This is a genomic window from Actinomadura geliboluensis, assembly GCF_005889745.1.
Taxonomy (GTDB): domain Bacteria; phylum Actinomycetota; class Actinomycetes; order Streptosporangiales; family Streptosporangiaceae; genus Spirillospora; species Spirillospora geliboluensis.
Genome location: NZ_VCKZ01000192.1, coordinates 1 through 16,802 on the forward strand (window position 1 = coordinate 1; position 16,802 = coordinate 16,802).

At 73.8% G+C, this 16,802-nt stretch carries 18 protein-coding genes; 7 read left to right on the top strand and 11 right to left on the bottom strand.

Annotation, left to right across the window (positions count from 1 at the left end):
* On the top strand, window positions 1-1,039 hold a 1,039-nt coding region (gene nadE / locus ETD96_RS24250; RefSeq protein ID WP_138638779.1), incomplete at its 5' end, for an NAD(+) synthase.
* Between the two features lie 9 nt (window positions 1,040-1,048).
* Here nadE and ETD96_RS24255 read toward each other — a convergent pair.
* From ETD96_RS24255 to ETD96_RS24265, 3 genes are all read right to left on the bottom strand, one after another.
* Complete coding sequence (locus tag ETD96_RS24255) at window positions 1,049-3,157, bottom strand: ATP-binding SpoIIE family protein phosphatase (protein WP_138638780.1); 2,109 nt, start codon at window positions 3,155-3,157, stop codon at window positions 1,049-1,051.
* Between the two features lie 136 nt (window positions 3,158-3,293).
* Window positions 3,294-3,884 carry a TetR/AcrR family transcriptional regulator gene (locus ETD96_RS24260; RefSeq protein ID WP_138638781.1) on the bottom strand — a complete coding sequence of 197 codons (591 nt, stop codon included), beginning with the start codon at window positions 3,882-3,884 and terminating at the stop codon, window positions 3,294-3,296.
* Between the two features lie 29 nt (window positions 3,885-3,913).
* A complete protein-coding gene (locus ETD96_RS24265) occupies window positions 3,914-5,479 on the bottom strand; it encodes an MFS transporter (protein ID WP_138638782.1) in 1,566 nt (521 codons plus the stop codon).
* A gap of 147 nt (window positions 5,480-5,626) precedes the next feature.
* On the opposite strand from ETD96_RS24265, the gene panB reads away from it, so the two are divergent.
* Complete coding sequence (panB, locus tag ETD96_RS24270) at window positions 5,627-6,478, top strand: 3-methyl-2-oxobutanoate hydroxymethyltransferase (protein ID WP_138638783.1); 852 nt, start codon at window positions 5,627-5,629, stop codon at window positions 6,476-6,478.
* A gap of 26 nt (window positions 6,479-6,504) precedes the next feature.
* Here panB and ETD96_RS24275 read toward each other — a convergent pair whose 3' ends face one another.
* From ETD96_RS24275 to npdG, 4 genes are all read right to left on the bottom strand, one after another.
* Window positions 6,505-7,248 carry a hypothetical protein gene (locus ETD96_RS24275; protein WP_240808115.1) on the bottom strand — a complete coding sequence of 248 codons (744 nt, stop codon included), beginning with the start codon at window positions 7,246-7,248 and terminating at the stop codon, window positions 6,505-6,507.
* A gap of 4 nt (window positions 7,249-7,252) precedes the next feature.
* Window positions 7,253-7,423, bottom strand: coding sequence for a hypothetical protein (locus tag ETD96_RS45000; RefSeq protein ID WP_171069203.1), 171 nt, complete (start codon window positions 7,421-7,423; stop codon window positions 7,253-7,255).
* Window positions 7,424-7,626: 203 nt separating this feature from the next.
* Window positions 7,627-8,718: a potassium channel family protein gene (locus ETD96_RS24280; RefSeq protein ID WP_240808117.1), complete on the bottom strand. Its 1,092-nt coding sequence runs from the start codon at window positions 8,716-8,718 to the stop codon at window positions 7,627-7,629.
* 17 nt (window positions 8,719-8,735) lie between these two features.
* Window positions 8,736-9,440 carry an NADPH-dependent F420 reductase gene (gene npdG, locus ETD96_RS24285; protein ID WP_138638784.1) on the bottom strand — a complete coding sequence of 235 codons (705 nt, stop codon included), beginning with the start codon at window positions 9,438-9,440 and terminating at the stop codon, window positions 8,736-8,738.
* 92 nt (window positions 9,441-9,532) lie between these two features.
* Between npdG and ETD96_RS24290 the strand changes: the two genes are divergently transcribed.
* On the top strand, window positions 9,533-10,129 hold the full coding sequence (locus ETD96_RS24290; RefSeq protein WP_138638785.1) for a hypothetical protein: 597 nt from the start codon (window positions 9,533-9,535) through the stop codon (window positions 10,127-10,129).
* A gap of 27 nt (window positions 10,130-10,156) precedes the next feature.
* Here ETD96_RS24290 and ETD96_RS24295 read toward each other — a convergent pair whose 3' ends face one another.
* A complete protein-coding gene (locus ETD96_RS24295) occupies window positions 10,157-10,336 on the bottom strand; it encodes a hypothetical protein (protein WP_138638786.1) in 180 nt (59 codons plus the stop codon).
* A gap of 61 nt (window positions 10,337-10,397) precedes the next feature.
* Here ETD96_RS24295 and map point away from each other — a divergent pair, with 61 nt between their 5' ends.
* From map to ETD96_RS24315, 4 genes are all read left to right on the top strand, one after another.
* Window positions 10,398-11,249 (top strand): type I methionyl aminopeptidase, encoded by an 852-nt coding sequence (gene map, locus ETD96_RS24300; RefSeq protein WP_138638787.1) that lies wholly within the window; start codon window positions 10,398-10,400, stop codon window positions 11,247-11,249.
* 57 nt (window positions 11,250-11,306) lie between these two features.
* Entirely contained in the window at window positions 11,307-11,996 is a 690-nt protein-coding gene (locus tag ETD96_RS24305) for a ComEA family DNA-binding protein (protein WP_138638788.1), read from the top strand.
* 19 nt (window positions 11,997-12,015) lie between these two features.
* The gene (locus ETD96_RS24310) at window positions 12,016-13,101 is read left to right on the top strand and encodes a DNA polymerase ligase N-terminal domain-containing protein (protein WP_138638789.1); all 1,086 of its coding nucleotides are present in this window, start codon (window positions 12,016-12,018) and stop codon (window positions 13,099-13,101) included.
* Between the two features lie 226 nt (window positions 13,102-13,327).
* Window positions 13,328-14,044 (top strand): metal-dependent hydrolase, encoded by a 717-nt coding sequence (locus tag ETD96_RS24315; protein ID WP_171069204.1) that lies wholly within the window; start codon window positions 13,328-13,330, stop codon window positions 14,042-14,044.
* Here ETD96_RS24315 and ETD96_RS24320 read toward each other — a convergent pair whose 3' ends face one another.
* From ETD96_RS24320 to ETD96_RS24330, 3 genes are read right to left on the bottom strand one after another with little or no spacing between them, the layout of a single operon-like run.
* The gene (locus tag ETD96_RS24320) at window positions 14,045-14,569 is read right to left on the bottom strand and encodes a hypothetical protein (protein WP_138638790.1); all 525 of its coding nucleotides are present in this window, start codon (window positions 14,567-14,569) and stop codon (window positions 14,045-14,047) included.
* Entirely contained in the window at window positions 14,566-16,023 is a 1,458-nt protein-coding gene (locus ETD96_RS24325; RefSeq protein ID WP_138638791.1) for a sensor histidine kinase, read from the bottom strand. The genes ETD96_RS24320 and ETD96_RS24325 overlap by 4 nt, the downstream gene beginning before the upstream one ends.
* Window positions 16,020-16,694, bottom strand: coding sequence for a response regulator transcription factor (locus ETD96_RS24330; RefSeq protein WP_138638792.1), 675 nt, complete (start codon window positions 16,692-16,694; stop codon window positions 16,020-16,022). The genes ETD96_RS24325 and ETD96_RS24330 overlap by 4 nt, the downstream gene beginning before the upstream one ends.
* Window positions 16,695-16,802: the final 108 nt, after the last annotated feature.

The following is a 16,802-nucleotide window of genomic DNA, read 5'->3' on the forward strand; positions in this document are numbered from 1 at the left end:
GCACCTCCTCGTCGCCGACCTCGCGCTGCCCGCCGCCGCCCCGTCCCCCGCACCGGCCCACGGCACCCCGGTGGACGCGCTGGACGGCACCACGATCACCATCGACCGGCGCGTCCTGTCCACCGGCCCGCTGCCCGCCTACCCGGTCGAGCCGCAGACCGTCGCCGAGCCGCTGGACGACCTCGCCGAGGTGTACGCGGCACTCGTCCTCGGCACGCGCGACTACGTCCGCAAGAACGGGTTCCGCTCCGTCGTCCTCGGCCTGTCGGGCGGCATCGACTCGGCCCTCGTCGCCACGATCGCGTCCGACGCGATCGGCCCGGAGAACGTCCACGCCATCCTCCTCCCGAGCCGCTATTCCTCCGAAGGCTCAGTGGTGGACGCCGAAGAACTCGTCAAACGGCAAGGCATCAACTCCCGCACGGTCCCCATCGCCCCCATGGTCGAGGCATTCGAGACCCAGCTCGACCTGCACGGGCTGGCCGCCGAGAACCTCCAGGCCCGGATCCGCGCGAACATCTGGATGGCCCTGTCGAACGAGCACGGCCACCTGGTCCTGACCGGCGGCAACAAGAGCGAGCTGGCGACCGGCTACTCGACCCTCTACGGCGACTCCGCGGGCGGCTTCGGCCCCATCAAGGACGTCTTCAAGCTCACCGTCTGGGACCTGGCCCGCTGGCGCAACACCCAGGTCGGCAAGAGCACGCCGTTCCTGCACCCCTTCGCGGAGGAGCCCATCCCCGAGGCGATCCTCGTCAAGGAGCCGTCGGCCGAGCTGCGCCCGGGCCAGCGCGACGTCGACAGCCTGCCCGAGTACACCGTCCTCGACCCCGTCCTCACCGACTACGTCGAACGCGACATGGGCCGCGACGCCCTGATCGCCAACGGCCACGACGCCGCCCTGGTAGACCGCGTCATCCGCCTGGTCGACCTGGCCGAATACAAGCGCCGCCAGTACCCGCCCGGCCCGAAGATCACCCCGAAGAACTTCGGCCGGGACCGCCGCCTCCCCATCACCAACCGCTGGCGCGAGCGCTAAGGCCCGTTCTTATTCCCTGTGGTGGCTCTCGCCGGGCCAGGCTTCGCCGGGCCAGCCGGGGACCTGTTCGGAGGCGTCCGGGTCGACGCCGGGGACGATCTGCTCGCACCAGACGACCTTGCCGGCGGCGGTGCGGCGGGTGCCCCAGCGGTGCGCGAGCTGGCTCACGACGAGGAGGCCGCGGCCGTTCTCGTCGTCGTCTTCGGCGCGGCGGAGGCGGGGCAGGGCGGCGGACCGGTCCAGGACCTCGCAGACGAGGGTGCGTTCCAGGAGGAGTCGCAGCTCGATGGGGCCGGGGGCGTAGCGGAGCGCGTTGGTGATGAGTTCGGAGGCGAGCAGCTCGGTGGTGTAGCTCAGGTCCTCCAGGCCCCATTCCTCCAGGCGGGCGCTGACGAGGCCGCGGGCGCGGCGGACGGCGGCCGGGTCGGCGGGCAGGGTCCAGGAGGCGTACTGGTCTTCGGGGAGGCGGCGCAGCCGGGCGATGAGGACGGCGATGTCGTCGCGGTGCTGGTCGGCGTAGACGCCGGCGAGGGTCGCCTTGGCGAGTTCCTCCATGGGGCGGTCGACGGAGCCGGGGCCGAAGATGCCCTGGAGGCGGGCGAGGCCGTCGTCGATGTCGCGGCCGCGGTTCTCGACCAGGCCGTCGGTGTAGATGACGAAGAGGCTGCCGTCCTCGACGGTGAACTCGCGGCTCTCGATCGCGGCGCCGCCGGCGACGCCGAGCGGCGGGGCGGGCGGGACCTTCAGGTACTCGTTGTCGCCGGTGGGACTGGCCAGCAGCGGCGGCAGGTGCCCGGCGGAGGCGATCTCGATGGTGCCGGTGGTCGCGTCGTAGACGGCGTACACGCAGGTGGCGAAGTGGGGCTCCTGCTCGCCGAGCTCGATCATGAGCTCGTGCATGACGTGCAGGGCGTCGGCGGGCGGCAGTTCGAGGTTGGCGAGCGTGTGCAGCGCGGTGCGCAGCCGGCCCATGGTGACGGCGGCGCGGACGCCGTGCCCCGCGACGTCGCCGACGATCAGCGCGACGCGGGCGCCGGGCAGCGCTATCGACTCGTACCAGTCGCCGCCGACCTCGACGAGCTTGCTGCCGGGCAGGTAGCGGTGCCGGACCTCGACGGAGGACGGCGCGGACAGCCGCAGCGGCAGCAGGCTGCGCTGCAGCGCCAGCGCGGTGGCGCGCTCGCGGCTGAACCGCCGGGCGTTGTCGATGACGATCGCGGCGCGGGCGGCGAACTCCATGCCGATCTCGACGTCGTAGGCGTCGAACTTGCGGAAGCCGGGGACGCGGGTGCAGGCGATGAAGCCGAGCAGGGTGTCGTGGGCGATCAGCGGCAGCAGCACCATCGACACGTTGGACAGCAGCTCGCCCGCGGGGCCGCGCCGCCACAGCTTGCCGATCTCGGTGGCGGCGTCCAGCGGGATGTGCGGCAGGTGGACGGGCCGGGCGGTCTCCATGACCTCCCGGTAGGGGGTGCCTTCGGGGAAGACGAGCACCTCGCCGACGGGGAACGTGGACGTCCAGGCGGGGTTGCCGTCGTCGGAGGTGACCGCTATGCGGCGCAGCACCGCCGAGCCGGACTCGCTGTGCACCTCGTCGGAGGCGACGAGGCTCTCCAGCACCAGCACGGACGCGGCGTTGCAGTAGTGCGGGACGACGACGTCGACGAGGCCGCGCGCGGACTGGTCGAGGTCGAGGGACGCGCCGAACCGGGTGAGCTGGTCGTCCATGAGCGCGCGGCGCATGAGGGCCGGGTCCTGGTAGCGCTCGCTGGGCGGCAGCTCCACCCGGACGAACAGCAGCGCGGCGGGCCCGGCGTCCTGCGCGCCGCCGACGAGCGGCTGCACGGTGACGAGGGCGGAGGTGCCCTGGTCGCCGCGCTGCACGGTCATCACGCCGTTGCGCTCCTGGTCGCCGACCTCCAGGAGGGTCTCCAGCTCGGCCTTGGCCTCCTCGCCCACCAGGTCGGTGGCGGGGCGGCCGATCAGCTCCTCGGGGGCCCGGCCGAGGACGGCCCGGGCGTTCGGCCCGCACTGGACGATCCGCCTGGCACCGTCGATGCCCAGGACCAGGGTCCGGGACGCGGAATCGGTGGCGGGCGCATCGCCTCGCGGCGCCATGACGGATCTCACCTGACGCGCTCCAGACAGCCGGTCGTCTCAGCACTACCCAGCGACAGTATGGGGCATGACACCGCCGCAAGGGAGAAGATCACGCCTACCGTGCCGAAATCGCTTCGCTTCCGTCGTCGCCGCGTCATCGCGCGCCCGCTCCGATGCCCCGCATGAGGGTGTCGACGACGGCCTCGGCGCGGCCGGCGGGGAAGCTCTCCCCGGGCCGGCGGCCGGCGAGGGTGCCGAGCAGCATCGACATCGCGGCCTCGACGTCGAGGTCGGCGCGCAGCTCCCCGGTCTCGACGCCGCGCCGCAGCACCCGGCGGACGACGTCGCGGCGCGGTTCGATGATGTCGCGGCGGTAGCGGGCGTACAGCTCGGGGTACTTCTCCGCGCCGCCCATGACGTTCCAGAAGACCCGCAGGTAGCGGCGGCCCCGCTCGGCGGCCATCGCCAGCGCGATCTCGGTGAGGTCGTCCCGGACGGAGGCGCCGGACGGTTCGGGCAGCGGCGCCTTGGCCGACCCGAGCGCGTCGAGGATCAGCGCGTCCTTGCCGGGCCAGCGCCGGTAGATGGTGGTCTTGCCGACGCCAGCGCGCGCGGCGACCGCCTCCACCGACACGCCGTCCACCCCCGACTCCTCGGCGAGGAGGTCGAGGACGGCCTCGATGATGGCCTTCTCGGCACGCTCGCTGCGGGGTCGCCCGCCGTGCCGCCGCTCTGTCCCGGTCATGGCGCGTTCACGCTCTCACATCCGCGTCCTCATGCGGCGGCCTTCTCCGGTTCGCGCGGCGCGCCGGCGTCCGTGGCGGGGGCGGCGGGGGTGCGGCCCGGCATCCACTTGGCGACGACGAGCGCGCCGAGGAGCGCGATGACGGCGGCGGCGACGGACGCGGTGTGCATGGCGTTGACGAACGCGGCGTCGGCGTGCCCGGCGAGCTGCCGCCCGGCGTCGCCCATCCGGGCGGCGACGGCGTGCGCGCCCTCGATGGACTCGCCGGCCGCCTCGCGCGCGCCCGGGGGCAGCGCGGCGAGGTCGCCCTCCAGGTCGCGGCGGTAGACGGACGCGACGACGGAGCCGAGCACGGCCACGCCCATCGCGACGGCGACCTGCCGGGCGGTGTTGTTGATGGCCGATCCGGCGCCGGCCTTCTCGCGCGGCAGCGCCGACATGACCGACTCGGTGGCGGGCGGCATGACGTTGGCCATCCCGGTGCCCTGCACGAAGAAGATCACGCCGAGGATCCACATCGGGGTGTCGGTGCCGATGAACTGGTAGCTCGCCAGCGCGGCGGCGACCAGCAGCAGGCCGGTCGTGCAGACGGCCTTGGCGCCGAAGCGGTGCACCATCGCGGCGCTGCGCGGCGCGAACGCGAGCTGGGCGACGGCGAACGGCAGCACCATCGCGCCGGACTGCAGCGGGGTCAGCCCGCGCACCGACTGCATGTAGAAGTTGGCGAAGAAGAACACGCCGCTCGCGGCGAAGAAGCACAGCGCGATGGACGCGACGGCCGCCGACATGCGCGGGTCCCGGAACAGCCGGACGTCGAACGCCGGGGACGCGGTGCGGGCCTCGTGCGCGACGAACAGCGCGATGACGGCGGCGCCGGCGAGGATCGGGCCGAGCACGGGGAGCGCGAGCCAGTCGCCCCGCTCGCCGCCCTGGATGATCCCGTACGACAGGACGACGAGGCCGATGACCGACAGCACGACGCCGACCGGGTCGAGCCGTCCGGGCTCGGGGTTGCGGGACTCGGGCACGAGGAACGCCATCAGCGTGACGCCGACCGCGATGACCGGGACGTTGATGAGGAAGACCGAGCCCCACCAGAAGTGGGCGAGCAGCAGCCCGCCGGTGAGGGGGCCGATCGCGACGCCGAGGCCGACCGCGCCGGCCCAGATGCCGATCGCGCGGGCGCGCTCGTGCGGCTCGAAGACGTTGGTGATGATCGACAGCGTCTGCGGCATCACGGCGGCGCCGCCGAGGCCCATCAGGGCGCGGGCGTAGATGAGCTGGTCGGGCGTCTGCGCGTAGGCCGACAGCAGCGAGGCGAGGGCGAACACCGCCATGCCGCCCATCAGCACGCGCTTGCGTCCGAGCCGGTCGCCGATCACGCCGAAGGTGAACAGCAGGCCGGCGAAGACGAGCGTGTAGGAGTTGATCGACCACTCGAGCTGGCTCTGCGTGGCGCCGAGCCCCTTCTCCGGGTCGGCGATGGTCTTGAGCGCGACGTTGAGGATCGTGTTGTCGAGCACGACCACCAGCAGGCTCATGGTGAGGACGCCGAGGACGTACCATCGCCGGCGCTGAATCGTCTGGGGGTCCATGCCGATACGCAACGGTAGCGTTTCGTAACCTATTCCCGATCCGCCCGATCCGGGGGAATCCCGGGGGTACCCGAATCGTTTTCGAAGTGGCACGATCGGTTCCGTCTGGGTACGCCACCGTGGCGCCTCAAGACCGGAGGTTCTCGCATGTCTTCATCCGTCGCACCCCCAGCACAGCCGACCGCCCTCTACGGCGGCACGAGCACGCGGAGGGTGACCGTACGCGACATCGCCGCCGCCAAGGAGCGGCACGAGAAGTGGCCGATGCTCACCGCGTACGACGCGCAGACCGCGCGCGTCTTCGACGAGGCCGGCATCCCCGTGCTGCTCGTCGGCGACTCCGCCGCGATGGTCGTCTACGGCTACGACTCCACCATCCCCGTCACCGTGGACGAGCTGATCCCGCTGACCGCGGCCGTCGTGCGCGGCTCCAAGCGCGCCATGGTCGTCGCCGACCTGCCGTTCGGCTCGTACCAGACGGGCGTCGGCGAGGCGCTGACGACCGCCACCCGCTTCATGAAGGAGGCGGGCGCGCACGCGATCAAGCTGGAGGGCGGCCGCCGGGTCATCCCGCAGGCCGAGGCGCTCGTCTCCGCCGGCATCCCGGTCATGGGCCACCTCGGCCTCACCCCGCAGTCGGTGAACGTCTTCGGCGGCTACCGGGTGCAGGGCCGCGGCCAGGACGGCGACGAGCTGATGGCGGACGCGAAGGCCCTGGAGGCCGCCGGCGCGTTCGCGGTCGTGCTCGAATGCGTCCCCGCCGACCTCGCCGCCCGCGTCACCTCGTCGCTGTCGATCCCGACGATCGGCATCGGCGGCGGCAGCGGCACCGACGCGCAGGTGCTCGTCTGGCAGGACATGGCGGGCCTCACCCCGCACACCGCCAAGTTCGTCAAGAAGTTCGCCGACCTGAACACCCTCCTCGGCGAGGCCGCCCGCGGCTACGCCGAAGAGGTCGTCGGCGGCGTCTTCCCGGCCCCCGAGCACACCTACCGGTAACCGTCCCGCGACGGCCCGGTCGCGCCCTACTCGTCGGGGTCCGACCGGGCCGCCCGGACGCGGGCCGCTCCCCCGCCCGCCTGGCGGGCCTCCGCCTCGCGCGGCGGCGGGACGAGCCGCGCGGCCGCGCCGTCGGCCGTGATCTCGTCGCGGAGCGTCTCCACGGCGGAGCGCAGCACGTCGGGCCCGGCCACGTTCATCAGCAGCAGCCCCAGGTTGAGGGCCATCTGCCCGTCGGTCATCTCGCTGCCCGCGAGGGCGTCCACGGCGGTGCGCAGGTCGGCCTGGTCCTCGGCGGAGACGTTCTGCAGCAGCCCCAGGCAGTAGGTCGGCAGCGCCAGCCGCGACTTCGCGAACGAGACGCCGCGCATGATCTCCCCCGCCTCCTGCGCGCGGGTCTTGGCCTGCATGCGGTCGACGCCCCGGTCGGCGGCGGCGAGCAGCGAGGTCAGCAGCGTGCTCGGCCCGACCGCGACGTCCTCGTCCCCGACCCGGACGGTGAACACCGCGCTGCGGAACACCATCATCGAGCCGAGGCTCGCGACCAGCACCTGCGTCGCGTCCGCGATCTGCGGCGACTGCACGCCGAACCGCCAGCCGAAGGTGTGCAGGAGCAGCAGCGACCCGGCGCCCGCTCCCCCGTTGATCAGCACGTACGCCCAGGTGCTCGGCACCCGGACGAGCGTGGTCGGCCGGTCCCGGTAGCGGCTGACCAGCTCGGCGATGCCGACCAGGCAGCTCAGCGAGACGGCGACGGCGTATCCGAGCACCGGCTCAGCCCCCGGTCAGCCGGACGACCTCGTCGATCTCGCGGTCCACGGCGACCAGGCCGCGCTCGCGCAGCGCGTCCACGGCGTCCGCGACCTCCAGCAGCCCGAGCCGGGTCGCGTGGTGGAGCTGCTCCAGCGACTGCGGGGCGCCGGCCGCCTTCAACTGGGCGAGCACGCGCCGGCACGAGTCCTCGGGGACGGGCCCTCCACCGGGCCCTCCACCGGCCGGCCCGGCGGGCGGACCGGGTTCGGCGGCGGGCGCCGCGCCGGGCTCCCGGCGCGCTCCCGCGCGCCCGGGAGGGGCCAGAAAGGCGCTCCACGGATCTGCCGACCGGATCTCTCGCATGTCCACCTGCCTGTCGCCACCCCGATGATATGTCACTGTTCGGACGCAGCGGAGGCGCCGTCCGCTCCCCTCTCCTCGGCGGAACGGGCGCGCGGGCGCGGCGACGAGCGGGCGACGATCAGCCGGTCGCCGGCCTCCAGGGTCGTGCACCGCGGGTCGTCGAACGGCAGCGTCCGGCCGTCCCGGACGACCGCGAGCGCCGGCTCGCGCACCGCGGCGAGCGAGCCGCCGACCTCGTCCGGCCGCACCTCGCGCGACACCAGGTCGAGGCCGCTGCCCTGGTCGAGGAGGTCCTCGATGACCTCGCTGACGGCGGGCTGGCTGGTGGACATCCCGAGCAGCCGCCCCGCCGCCTCCGACGACGTCACCACGCGGTCGGCGCCCGACTGCCGCAGCAGCGGGACGTTCTCCGACTCGCGCACCGACGCCTGGATCCCGGCGTGCGGGTTGAGCTGCCGCGCGGTCAGGGTGATCAGCACCGCGGTGTCGTCGCGGGCGCTCGCCACCACGATCTCTCGGGCGCGCTGCACCCCGGCCTGCTTCAGCACCGAGTTGCGCGTCGCGTCCCCGACGATGCTCACGAACCCGGCCTCCGCGGCCTCCGCGACCACGCGCGGGTCCGGGTCCACGACGACGATCGACGCGCGGTCGACGCCGGTGCTCAGCAGGGTCTTGATGGCGCTGCGGCCCTTCGTGCCGTAGCCGGCCACCACGATGTGGTCGCGCACGCGTGCCCTCCAGCGTGACTTGCGCCAGTCCTCGCGGGTGCGTTCCGCCAGGACCTCCAGGGTCGTGCCCACGAGGACGATGAGGAACAGCACCCGCACGGGCGTGATGAAGACGATGTTGACGAGCCGGGCCGCGTCCCCCCCCGGCGTGATGTCGCCGTAGCCGGTGGTCGAGACGGTCACCGTGGCGTAGTAGAACGCGTCCAGCAGCGACAGCTCCCCGTCGCCGCTGTCGCGGTAGCCGCCGCGGTCGGCGTAGACGACGGCGACCACGGCGAACAGGAGCAGCAGCGCGATCCCGACCCGCGTCGCCACCGCGCGCAGCGGCCCCGTCCTCGTCGAGGGCAGCAGGACCAGCGGCCGCCGCGCCGCCTCGGGATCGTTCAGACTCGGCACCGCACCGAGCCTAACGATCAAACGTCGGTAATGCGCAGTCCCGCGTGGGCCTTGTAGCGGCGGTTCATGGAGATGAGGTTGGCGGTGAACGCCTCGACCTGGTGGGCGTTGTGCAGCCGGCCGCCGTAGACGCCGCGCATGCCGGGGATGCGGCCCGCGAGGGCCTGGACGAGGTCGGTGGCCTCGCGGTCGTTGCCGAGGACGAGGACGTCCAGCTCCATCTCGTCCACGCCGGGGTCGAGCAGCAGCTTGGCGGAGACGTGGTGGAAGGCGGCGACCACGCGGCTGTCGGCGAGCACGGCGGCGGCCTGCTCGGCGGCGCTGCCCTCCTCGACCGGCAGCGCGAACGCGCCCTTGCCCTTCTCGAAGCCGAGCGGGTTCACGCAGTCCACGACGATCTTGCCGGCCAGCTCGGCGCGCAGCGACTCCAGCGTGGCCTTGTGGCCGTCCCACGGGACGGCGACGACCACGACGTCCGACCGCCCGGCGGCGACCGGGTTCTCGGCGCCGGAGATCCGCAGGCCGGCGCGCTCGGCGGCCAGTTCGTCGGCGGCGGCCTGGGCGCGCTCGGCCCTGCGCGACCCGATCGTCACCGCGTGCCCGGCGAGCGCGAACCGCCGCGCGAGCCCCTTGCCCTGGTCGCCGGTGCCGCCGAGGATGCCGATCGACAGGCCGCTGACGTCGGGGAGGTCGTAGGGCGTCTTCTGCTGCTGCTCAGTCATGCGGCCGAGTCTGCCAAACCGGCTCCGGGCCGCCGCGGCCAGGGCTCCCGGCTCGCGGAAAACCGCCTGATCAGGGCGCCGGGTGCGGCACCATGGTGCCCGTGGACGCCGAGCAGATCACCATGTTGCGCGAGGTCCTGTCGGCCACGGGCTGGCTGGAGCGGACCGAGGAGTTCGGCCGGGCGCTGCGGGTCACCTCCCGCACGCCGGGCGGGCTGCTGCTGGTCGGCACGCCCGCCGGCGACCCGTGGCACCTGGCCGCGCACCTGGACGACGAGAGCAGGCTCGGCGGCGCCCCCGGGCTGGCGCCGACGCTGGTCCGCTGGACGCCGCCCGCGGACGCGCCCCCGCACCTGCGGGTCGGCCTGGAGCGGCTGGAGGCGGCGCGGCGCGGCGAGACGCTGTTCGTCGTCGCCGAGGAGGAGGCGCCCGTCCCGCTGCTGGAGCGGGTCGACGACGCCCGCCGCACGGGCGCGACCGTGCTGGCGCTGGAGGGCGGCGACCGGGAGCTGCGGGGCCTCGCGCACGAGGCGCTGACCGTCCCGCCGGACGAGGCGCTGATGTCGTTCGACGGGGCGCAGCACCTCGTCAGCGCGGCGGCCGGGCGGGAGCCGGCGCGGACGCCCCGGGGGCTCCGCGACCGGCTCGCCAGGCTCCTCGACGCGGTCTCCGGGCCCGTCGTGGAGTGACCCGTCGTTGAGTGACCCGTGGGCTGATCAGTCGTCGGGCTCCTGGCGGCGCCAGGACTCGTTGCGCTCGCGGGCGAGCTCCATGGCGTTCGCGGCCTCGCCCTCGGACCTGTACGGCCCCATCCGGTCCTTGCCGGGGCACCCGGGCCCGTGCTCGGGCTTCATGTGCTTCAGGCAGAACCACCAGTCACCGTCGTCGTCGGCCATCGGCGCTCCTCTCGCTCTGCGGGATTCGTTGCCCCGATCCCGCTGACTACACTCCATCACTATGACGACCCAGCTGCTCCGGCCCGGCACCGTTTCACCGATGCGGAAGGTCCCGTCGGCCATTCCGCGCCCGGAGTACGTGGGGAAGAAGCGGCCGAAGACCGGGGAGCCGGACGTCAAGACCCCCGAGATCATCGAGCGGATGCGGGTGGCCGGGAAGATCGCGGCGCAGGCGCTGGCGGAGGTCGGCGCGAACATCCGGCCGGGCGTCACCACCGACGAGCTCGACCGCATCGGCCACGAGTTCCTGCTGGACCACGGCGCCTACCCGTCGACGCTGGGCTACCGCGGGTTTCCGAAGTCGCTGTGCACCTCGATCAACGAGGTGATCTGCCACGGCATCCCGGACGACACCGTCCTGCGCGACGGCGACATCGTCAACATCGACATCACCGCCTACATCGACGGCGTGCACGGCGACACCGACGCGACGTTCCTGTGCGGCGACGTCGACGAGGAGTCGCGGCTGCTGGTGGAGCGCACCCGCGAGGCGACGATGCGCGGCATCCGCGCGGTCAAGCCGGGGCGGGCGCTGAACGTGATCGGGCGGGTCATCGAGTCGTACGCCAAGCGGTTCGGGTACGGGGTCGTCCGCGACTTCACCGGGCACGGGATCGGCACCACCTTCCACTCGGGCCTGGTCGTCCCGCACTACGACGACCCCGCCGCGACGACGATCATCGAGCCGGGCATGACGTTCACGGTCGAGCCGATGCTGACGCTCGGCACCCACGACTACGACATCTGGCCGGACGGCTGGACGGTCGTCACCAAGGACCGCAAGCGCACCGCGCAGTTCGAGCACACGCTGCTGGTGACCGATGACGGCCACGAAATCCTCACCCTCCCGTGACGGTTCCCTTGATCTAGAGTCCGATTCAGCGCCCCAGCCGGCCGGGAGAATTTCTGGATGAACGCCCCAGCGCCGTACGAGCCGAGGGTTCCGTCCGACAGCATGCCTCCGGGGCGGGCGGCGCTGAGCGTGACGTGGGCGGCGCTGCCGTTCCTGACCCTCGGCTACGCCACGCCGTTCACGTTCGCGGCGGCGGCGCTGTGGCGCCGCAGCGCGCACCTGGTGGTGTCCACGGCCGCCTACCTCGGGGTGTTCGCGCTGGCGATGTTCCTGCTGCCCGACATCGGCAAGGAGGAGGGCGCCGAGCGCCTGGTGGGCGTGCTGCTGTTCGTGCTCGCGGTGGTGGGCTGCGGGCACGCGTTCCTGATCCGGCGGCGGGTGTTCGACCCGCACGGCCTGTCGGGCGTCGACAACGAGGCCGTGGTGGAGCAGGTCAAGCGCCGCCGGCTGCTGCGGGAGAAGGCGCGGGAGCTGGCCGCGGCCGACCCGGGGCTCGCCAAGGAGCTGCGGATCGGGCGGCCCGACCTGCCGCGCCAGTACAACGACGGCGGGCTCGTCGACGTCAACCACGCCCCGGCCGAGGCGCTGACGCTGCTGCCCGGCATCACCCCGGAGCTCGCGGCGCAGATAACGCGGGTGCGGGCGGAGGCGGGCGGGTTCATGTCCGCCGAGGAGCTGGCCGCCGTCGCGGGGCTGCCGCCCGACCTGACGGGCGACGTCGCCGACTACGCCGTCTTCATCCGCTGATCTCGGGTATGTCCCGGGCGTGACCCCGAAGAAGGACACGCCCCCGAAGGAGCGGGCCGCCGCGGACAAGAGCGCCCGCCGCAAGAAGACCGGCGACGACGGCAAGGACGTCAAGAGCGGCGACAAGCTCGCCGAGTACCGGGGCAAGCGCGATCCGGGACGCACACCGGAGCCCGTGCCCGCGGACGCGGCCGTGCCGCGCGGGAACGACGACACGTTCGTCGTCCAGGAGCACCACGCCACCAGCCTGCACTGGGACCTGCGGCTCGAACGCGACGGCGTGCTGGTGTCGTGGGCCGTCCCGAAGGGCCTGCCGTGGAGCCCGGACACGAACCACCTGGCCGTGCACACCGAGGACCATCCCCTGGAGTACGCGACGTTCGAGGGCGAGATCCCGCGCGGCGAGTACGGCGCCGGGACGATGACCGTCTGGGACCGCGGGACGTACGAGACGGAGAAGTGGTCCGAGCGCGAGGTGAAGATCGTCATCCACGGCGCGCGGGTCTCCGGCCGGTACGTGCTGTTCCGGACGCGCGGGAAGAACTGGATGATCCACCGGATGGACCCGCCGGCCGACCCGGACGCCGAGCCGCTGCCGGAGTCGCTGCGCCCGATGCGCCCGGCGGAGCGGGCGCGGCTGCCCCGCGACCAGGACGCGTGGGGCTTCGAGTTCGGGTGGGGCGGCCGGCGGCTGGCCGCCTACGTCGAGGGCGGGCGGACCCGGTTCACCGACGGGCGGGGCCGCGCCGTGGACGGCCCGGGCGGGCTCGGCTCCCGGCTCGGCGCCGAGCTCGGCTCCCGGCGCGCGGTGCTGGACGGGGAGCTGGCCGTCCTGGAGGGCCGCGAGATGTACATGCTCTACGACGTGCTCCATCTGGACGGGCGTCCGCTGCTGGACGTCCCGTACCGGGAGCGGCGCGAGCGGCTCGACGGGCTCGGGCTGTCGGGGCCGACGTGGCAGACGGCGCCCTGGTTCCCCGGTGACGGCGACGCCGTCGCGGCGGCGGCGCGCGACCAGGGGCTGCCGGGGGTGCTCGCCAAGCGCCTGGACTCCCCGTACGAGCCGGGCGAGGAGTCCGATGCCTGGCGCTTCGTCCCGGTCTGACCGGACGGCGCCCCGGTTCAGCACGCGGACGTCGGGGCGGTCGTCTCCGCGCGCGGGGCGCGCGCGGCCGGCGCGGGCCGGCGGAGGGGAACCGAAGTCCCGTGTTTCGCATCAAAGGGACGTAGCGCCCGCTTCGGCGCGTCGCCACTGAAAACGATCAGGTGCCGGTTAGAGTCCCGCCCTGAGTACGGGCGGTGGGGACGGTCTGGAAGGCGGGGAACGGCACATGATGGGCAAGACGCACGCCCTGAGCGGCGCGCTGGCGTGGCTGGCCGCCGTCCCGGTGCTCGGTTACGAGCCGCTCCTCGGCGACCACGCGGTGTCGCTGTCGGTGGAGCAGGTCGCCGCGGGCGCCGTGGTGTGCGCGGGCGCGGCGATCCTGCCGGACATCGACCACCACAACGGCCGCATCGCCAACACGTTCGGCCCCATCACCCAGCACATGTGCAAGTGGATCGGGAAGATCTCGGGCGGGCACCGGCACGCCACCCACTCGATCCTGTTCGCGGTCGGCATGGGCTGGGCGATGGACACCCTCGCCACCCACTACATCTACGCCTGGTGGGCCTGCCTCTTCATGATCGTCGGGCTGGGCCTGCGCGGCGTCGGGCTGGACTTCGAGGGCAAGGAGCCGCAGTCGGCGCTCGCCGACTGCGCGCTCGCCCTCGTCGCCGTCTGGCTGATGCACAAGATCGATATGAGCTTCGTCGGGTTCGCGGTCGCGCTCGGCTGCTTCGCGCACGTGGTCGGCGACTGCCTGACACCGCGCGGCTGCCCGGTGTTCTGGCCGCTGCCCTGGCGGATCGATGTCCCGCTCGTCCCGCGGACGGACGGCAAGGTGGAGCGCTGGGTCGTGATGCCCGTCCTCACCCTCGGCATCGCCGTCCTCGCCGTCCGCTCGGTCCTCGGCGAGGCCACCACCGAGTGGCTGACCCGCAACTGATCATTCGAGCAGGTCGGCGAACCGGTCGCAGGTCACCGGCGCCCACGCGGCCCCGCCCCGGTTCGGGGCGCTCCACAGGCTGACTCCCTCGATGCCCGGGACGGCCTGCGCGGTGCAGGCGATCTGGGCCATCGCGATCCGCGACCAGCTCATCGAGCGCGGCTGGCCGTCGGCCGGCCGGACGACCATCAGCGAGCGCCCCACCACCGGGCCGGACGCGTCGACGACCGCGTACGCCTCCAGCGGCGTGTCGACCTCGGTGCGCAGCCCCATGGCGCGCTCCCGCGTCGTCGGCGGCACGTTCAGCTGCTCCAGGCCCAGATTCGGCCGGCCGGGCAGGCCGGGCCGCGTCACGGACCGCAGCCGGTCGCCGTGGACGAGGTACACGGTGACCGTGGCGGGGTAGGCGCCGGCGGACGGCAACCCGCCCGCCCGGACGATCCCGGTCGGCCTGATCCCGCAGCCGGCCAGTGCGGCGCAGGCCGCCGCCGCGAGCACGCGCGGCATCCGGTGCGGCCGTCTCATGCGGGCTCCTCCCCCTCGCCGTCCGGCAGCCACAGCGTGAACACCGCCCCGCCGTCCGGCCCGTTCGCGGCGTCCAGCGTCCCGCCGTGCAGCAGCGCGTTCTCCCTGGCGATCGAGAGGCCGAGGCCGCTGCCCTCGCTGCGCGAGCGCGCCGCCTCGGCCTTGGTGAAGCGGTCGAAGACCACGGCGAGCAGGTCGCCGGGGAGACCGGGACCGCGGTCGGCGACCACGACCCGCACGCCGCCGCCGGGCTCGCCGGCGGCGCGCTCGAAGCGCAGCGTGACGGGCGGTCGCCCGTGCTTGAGGGCGTTCCCGGCGAGGTTGGCGACGATCACGTCGAAGCGCCGCGGGTCCAGCCGGACGAACAGGTCGGCGGGGCCCTCGACCGCCACCTCGTCCCGCCAGCCGCGCGCCGCGAGGGCGGCGCCGACCGCGGCGGCGACGTTCACGTCGTCGAGGACGAGCGCGGCGGCGCCCGCGTCGAACCGGCTGATCTCGATCAGGTTCTCCACCAGCGCGCCGAGCCGCCGCGTCTCCGCCGCGACGAGCCGCGCCGCGCCGCCGCCGTCCGGCGCGTCCGCCGCCTCCTCGGCCAGCACTCCGGTCATCGCGACCATCGAGGTGAGCGGGGTGCGCAGCTCGTGCGAGACGTCCGCGACGAACCGGCGGGACGCGGCCTCCATCGCGCGCAGCTCGGTGACCGTCCGCTCCAGGGCCGCCGCCGTGCCGTTGAAGGTGCGGGCGAGGTCGGCGAGCTCGTCCCGGCCGTCCACCCGGACGCGGGTGCCGAGCTCGCCCGTGCCGAGCGCGCGGGCGGCGGCGCCGAGGCGGCGGACCGGGCCCAGCACGCCCCGGGTGGCCAGCAGCGCGAGGCCGAGCGCCGCCGCCAGCGCGGCGGCGTCCGCGATCAGCAGCACGCGGGTGAACAGCCGCAGGTCGGCGGCCTCGCGATGGAGGCTCGCCGAGACGTACACCATCGGCGGCGTCGTCCGCCACGGCTCGTCCGCCGTGGTCGAGTAGCCGGTGACGCGGGCGCCGACGAGCAGGTAGGGCGTGCCGTGCCGGTAGACGCGCTGGAAGACCACGCCGTGCAGCGCGCGCCGGGCGAACTCCCGGGTCACCGGGACGTCCAGCGCGCCGGGCGGCGGGACGCCGGTCTCGCCGCCGATCAGCGGCACCGGCACCGCGGCGGCCCTGCGGCCGGGGGCCGCGCCGAGCGCCTCCTCCAGGGCCGCGCCGACCAGCGGCGCCGAGTCGGGCGGCAGGCTGACCGGGACCTGCTGGGACAGGGTGCCGCGGACGTCGGAGAGCACCGCGGCCTGGGCGCGCTGCAGCATCATCCGCCGCATCAGCACGTAGGAGATGCCGGACGCGAGCACGGACGCCAGCAGCGCGACGGCCGTGAACGCGGCGGCGAGCCGCATCCGCAGCCCGGTGAGCCGGCGGCGCGTCATGGCGCGGTGAACCGGTAGCCGAACCCCCGGACCGTCTCGATCAGCCGCGGCTCGGCGGGCTCGTCCTCGATCTTGGCGCGGACGCGCTGCACGCAGGCGTCCACGAGCCGGGAGTCGCCGGGGTAGGTGTGCTCCCACACCTCGGCGAGCAGGTGCTGCCGGGTGAGGGCCTGCCCCGGCCGGCGGGTCAGCTCCAGCAGCAGCCGCAGCTCGGTCGGGGTGAGGCGCAGGTCGGCGCCGCCCTTGGTCACCTTCAGCGACAGCCGGTCGATGACGAGGTCGCCGTAGACGGAGCGGTCGGTGCGGGTCTGGTCGGCGCGCCGCAGGACGGCCCGGATGCGGGCGTCGAGGACGCGCGGCTCGACGGGCTTCACCACGTAGTCGTCGGCGCCCGCCTCCAGGCCGAGCACGATGTCGAGGTCGTCGCCGCGGGCGGTCAGCAGGATCACCGGCAGCGAGTCCTCGCGGCGGATGCGCCGGCACACCTCGATCCCGTCGATGCCGGGGAGCATCACGTCCAGGATCGCGATCTCGGGGCGCCGCGACCGCAGCGCCGCCAGGCCGTCCTCGCCGGTGGCCCGGGAGGTGACCCCGTGCCCCTGGCGGGTCAGCGCCAGCTCCAGGGCCGTCCGCGCGGACGGATCATCCTCGATGAACAGAATGCTCGCCACCAGCACAGTATCGGCCACAGCTGATCATTCAGCGCCGTGTGTCACGAGATCCGGACATCACCGGCACGGGACCATGACGGGCCGCCGGGACGGTGGGGTCCATGATCG

What these genes read in the sequence shown, in the direction of transcription:
- ETD96_RS24295 (WP_138638786.1), bottom strand. Translation starts at nt 10,336, where the DNA reads ATGGCCGACGACGACGGTGACTGGTGGTTCTGCCTGAAGCACATGAAG.
- ETD96_RS24255 (WP_138638780.1), bottom strand. Translation starts at nt 3,157, where the DNA reads ATGGCGCCGCGAGGCGATGCGCCCGCCACCGATTCCGCGTCCCGGACC.
- ETD96_RS24290 (WP_138638785.1), top strand. Translation starts at nt 9,533, where the DNA reads ATGGTGCCCGTGGACGCCGAGCAGATCACCATGTTGCGCGAGGTCCTG.
- ETD96_RS24305 (WP_138638788.1), top strand. Translation starts at nt 11,307, where the DNA reads ATGAACGCCCCAGCGCCGTACGAGCCGAGGGTTCCGTCCGACAGCATG.
- npdG (WP_138638784.1), bottom strand. Translation starts at nt 9,440, where the DNA reads ATGACTGAGCAGCAGCAGAAGACGCCCTACGACCTCCCCGACGTCAGC.
- map (WP_138638787.1), top strand. Translation starts at nt 10,398, where the DNA reads ATGACGACCCAGCTGCTCCGGCCCGGCACCGTTTCACCGATGCGGAAG.
- ETD96_RS24260 (WP_138638781.1), bottom strand. Translation starts at nt 3,884, where the DNA reads ATGACCGGGACAGAGCGGCGGCACGGCGGGCGACCCCGCAGCGAGCGT.
- ETD96_RS24315 (WP_171069204.1), top strand. Translation starts at nt 13,328, where the DNA reads ATGATGGGCAAGACGCACGCCCTGAGCGGCGCGCTGGCGTGGCTGGCC.
- ETD96_RS24320 (WP_138638790.1), bottom strand. Translation starts at nt 14,569, where the DNA reads ATGAGACGGCCGCACCGGATGCCGCGCGTGCTCGCGGCGGCGGCCTGC.
- panB (WP_138638783.1), top strand. Translation starts at nt 5,627, where the DNA reads ATGTCTTCATCCGTCGCACCCCCAGCACAGCCGACCGCCCTCTACGGC.
- ETD96_RS24325 (WP_138638791.1), bottom strand. Translation starts at nt 16,023, where the DNA reads ATGACGCGCCGCCGGCTCACCGGGCTGCGGATGCGGCTCGCCGCCGCG.
- ETD96_RS24265 (WP_138638782.1), bottom strand. Translation starts at nt 5,479, where the DNA reads ATGGACCCCCAGACGATTCAGCGCCGGCGATGGTACGTCCTCGGCGTC.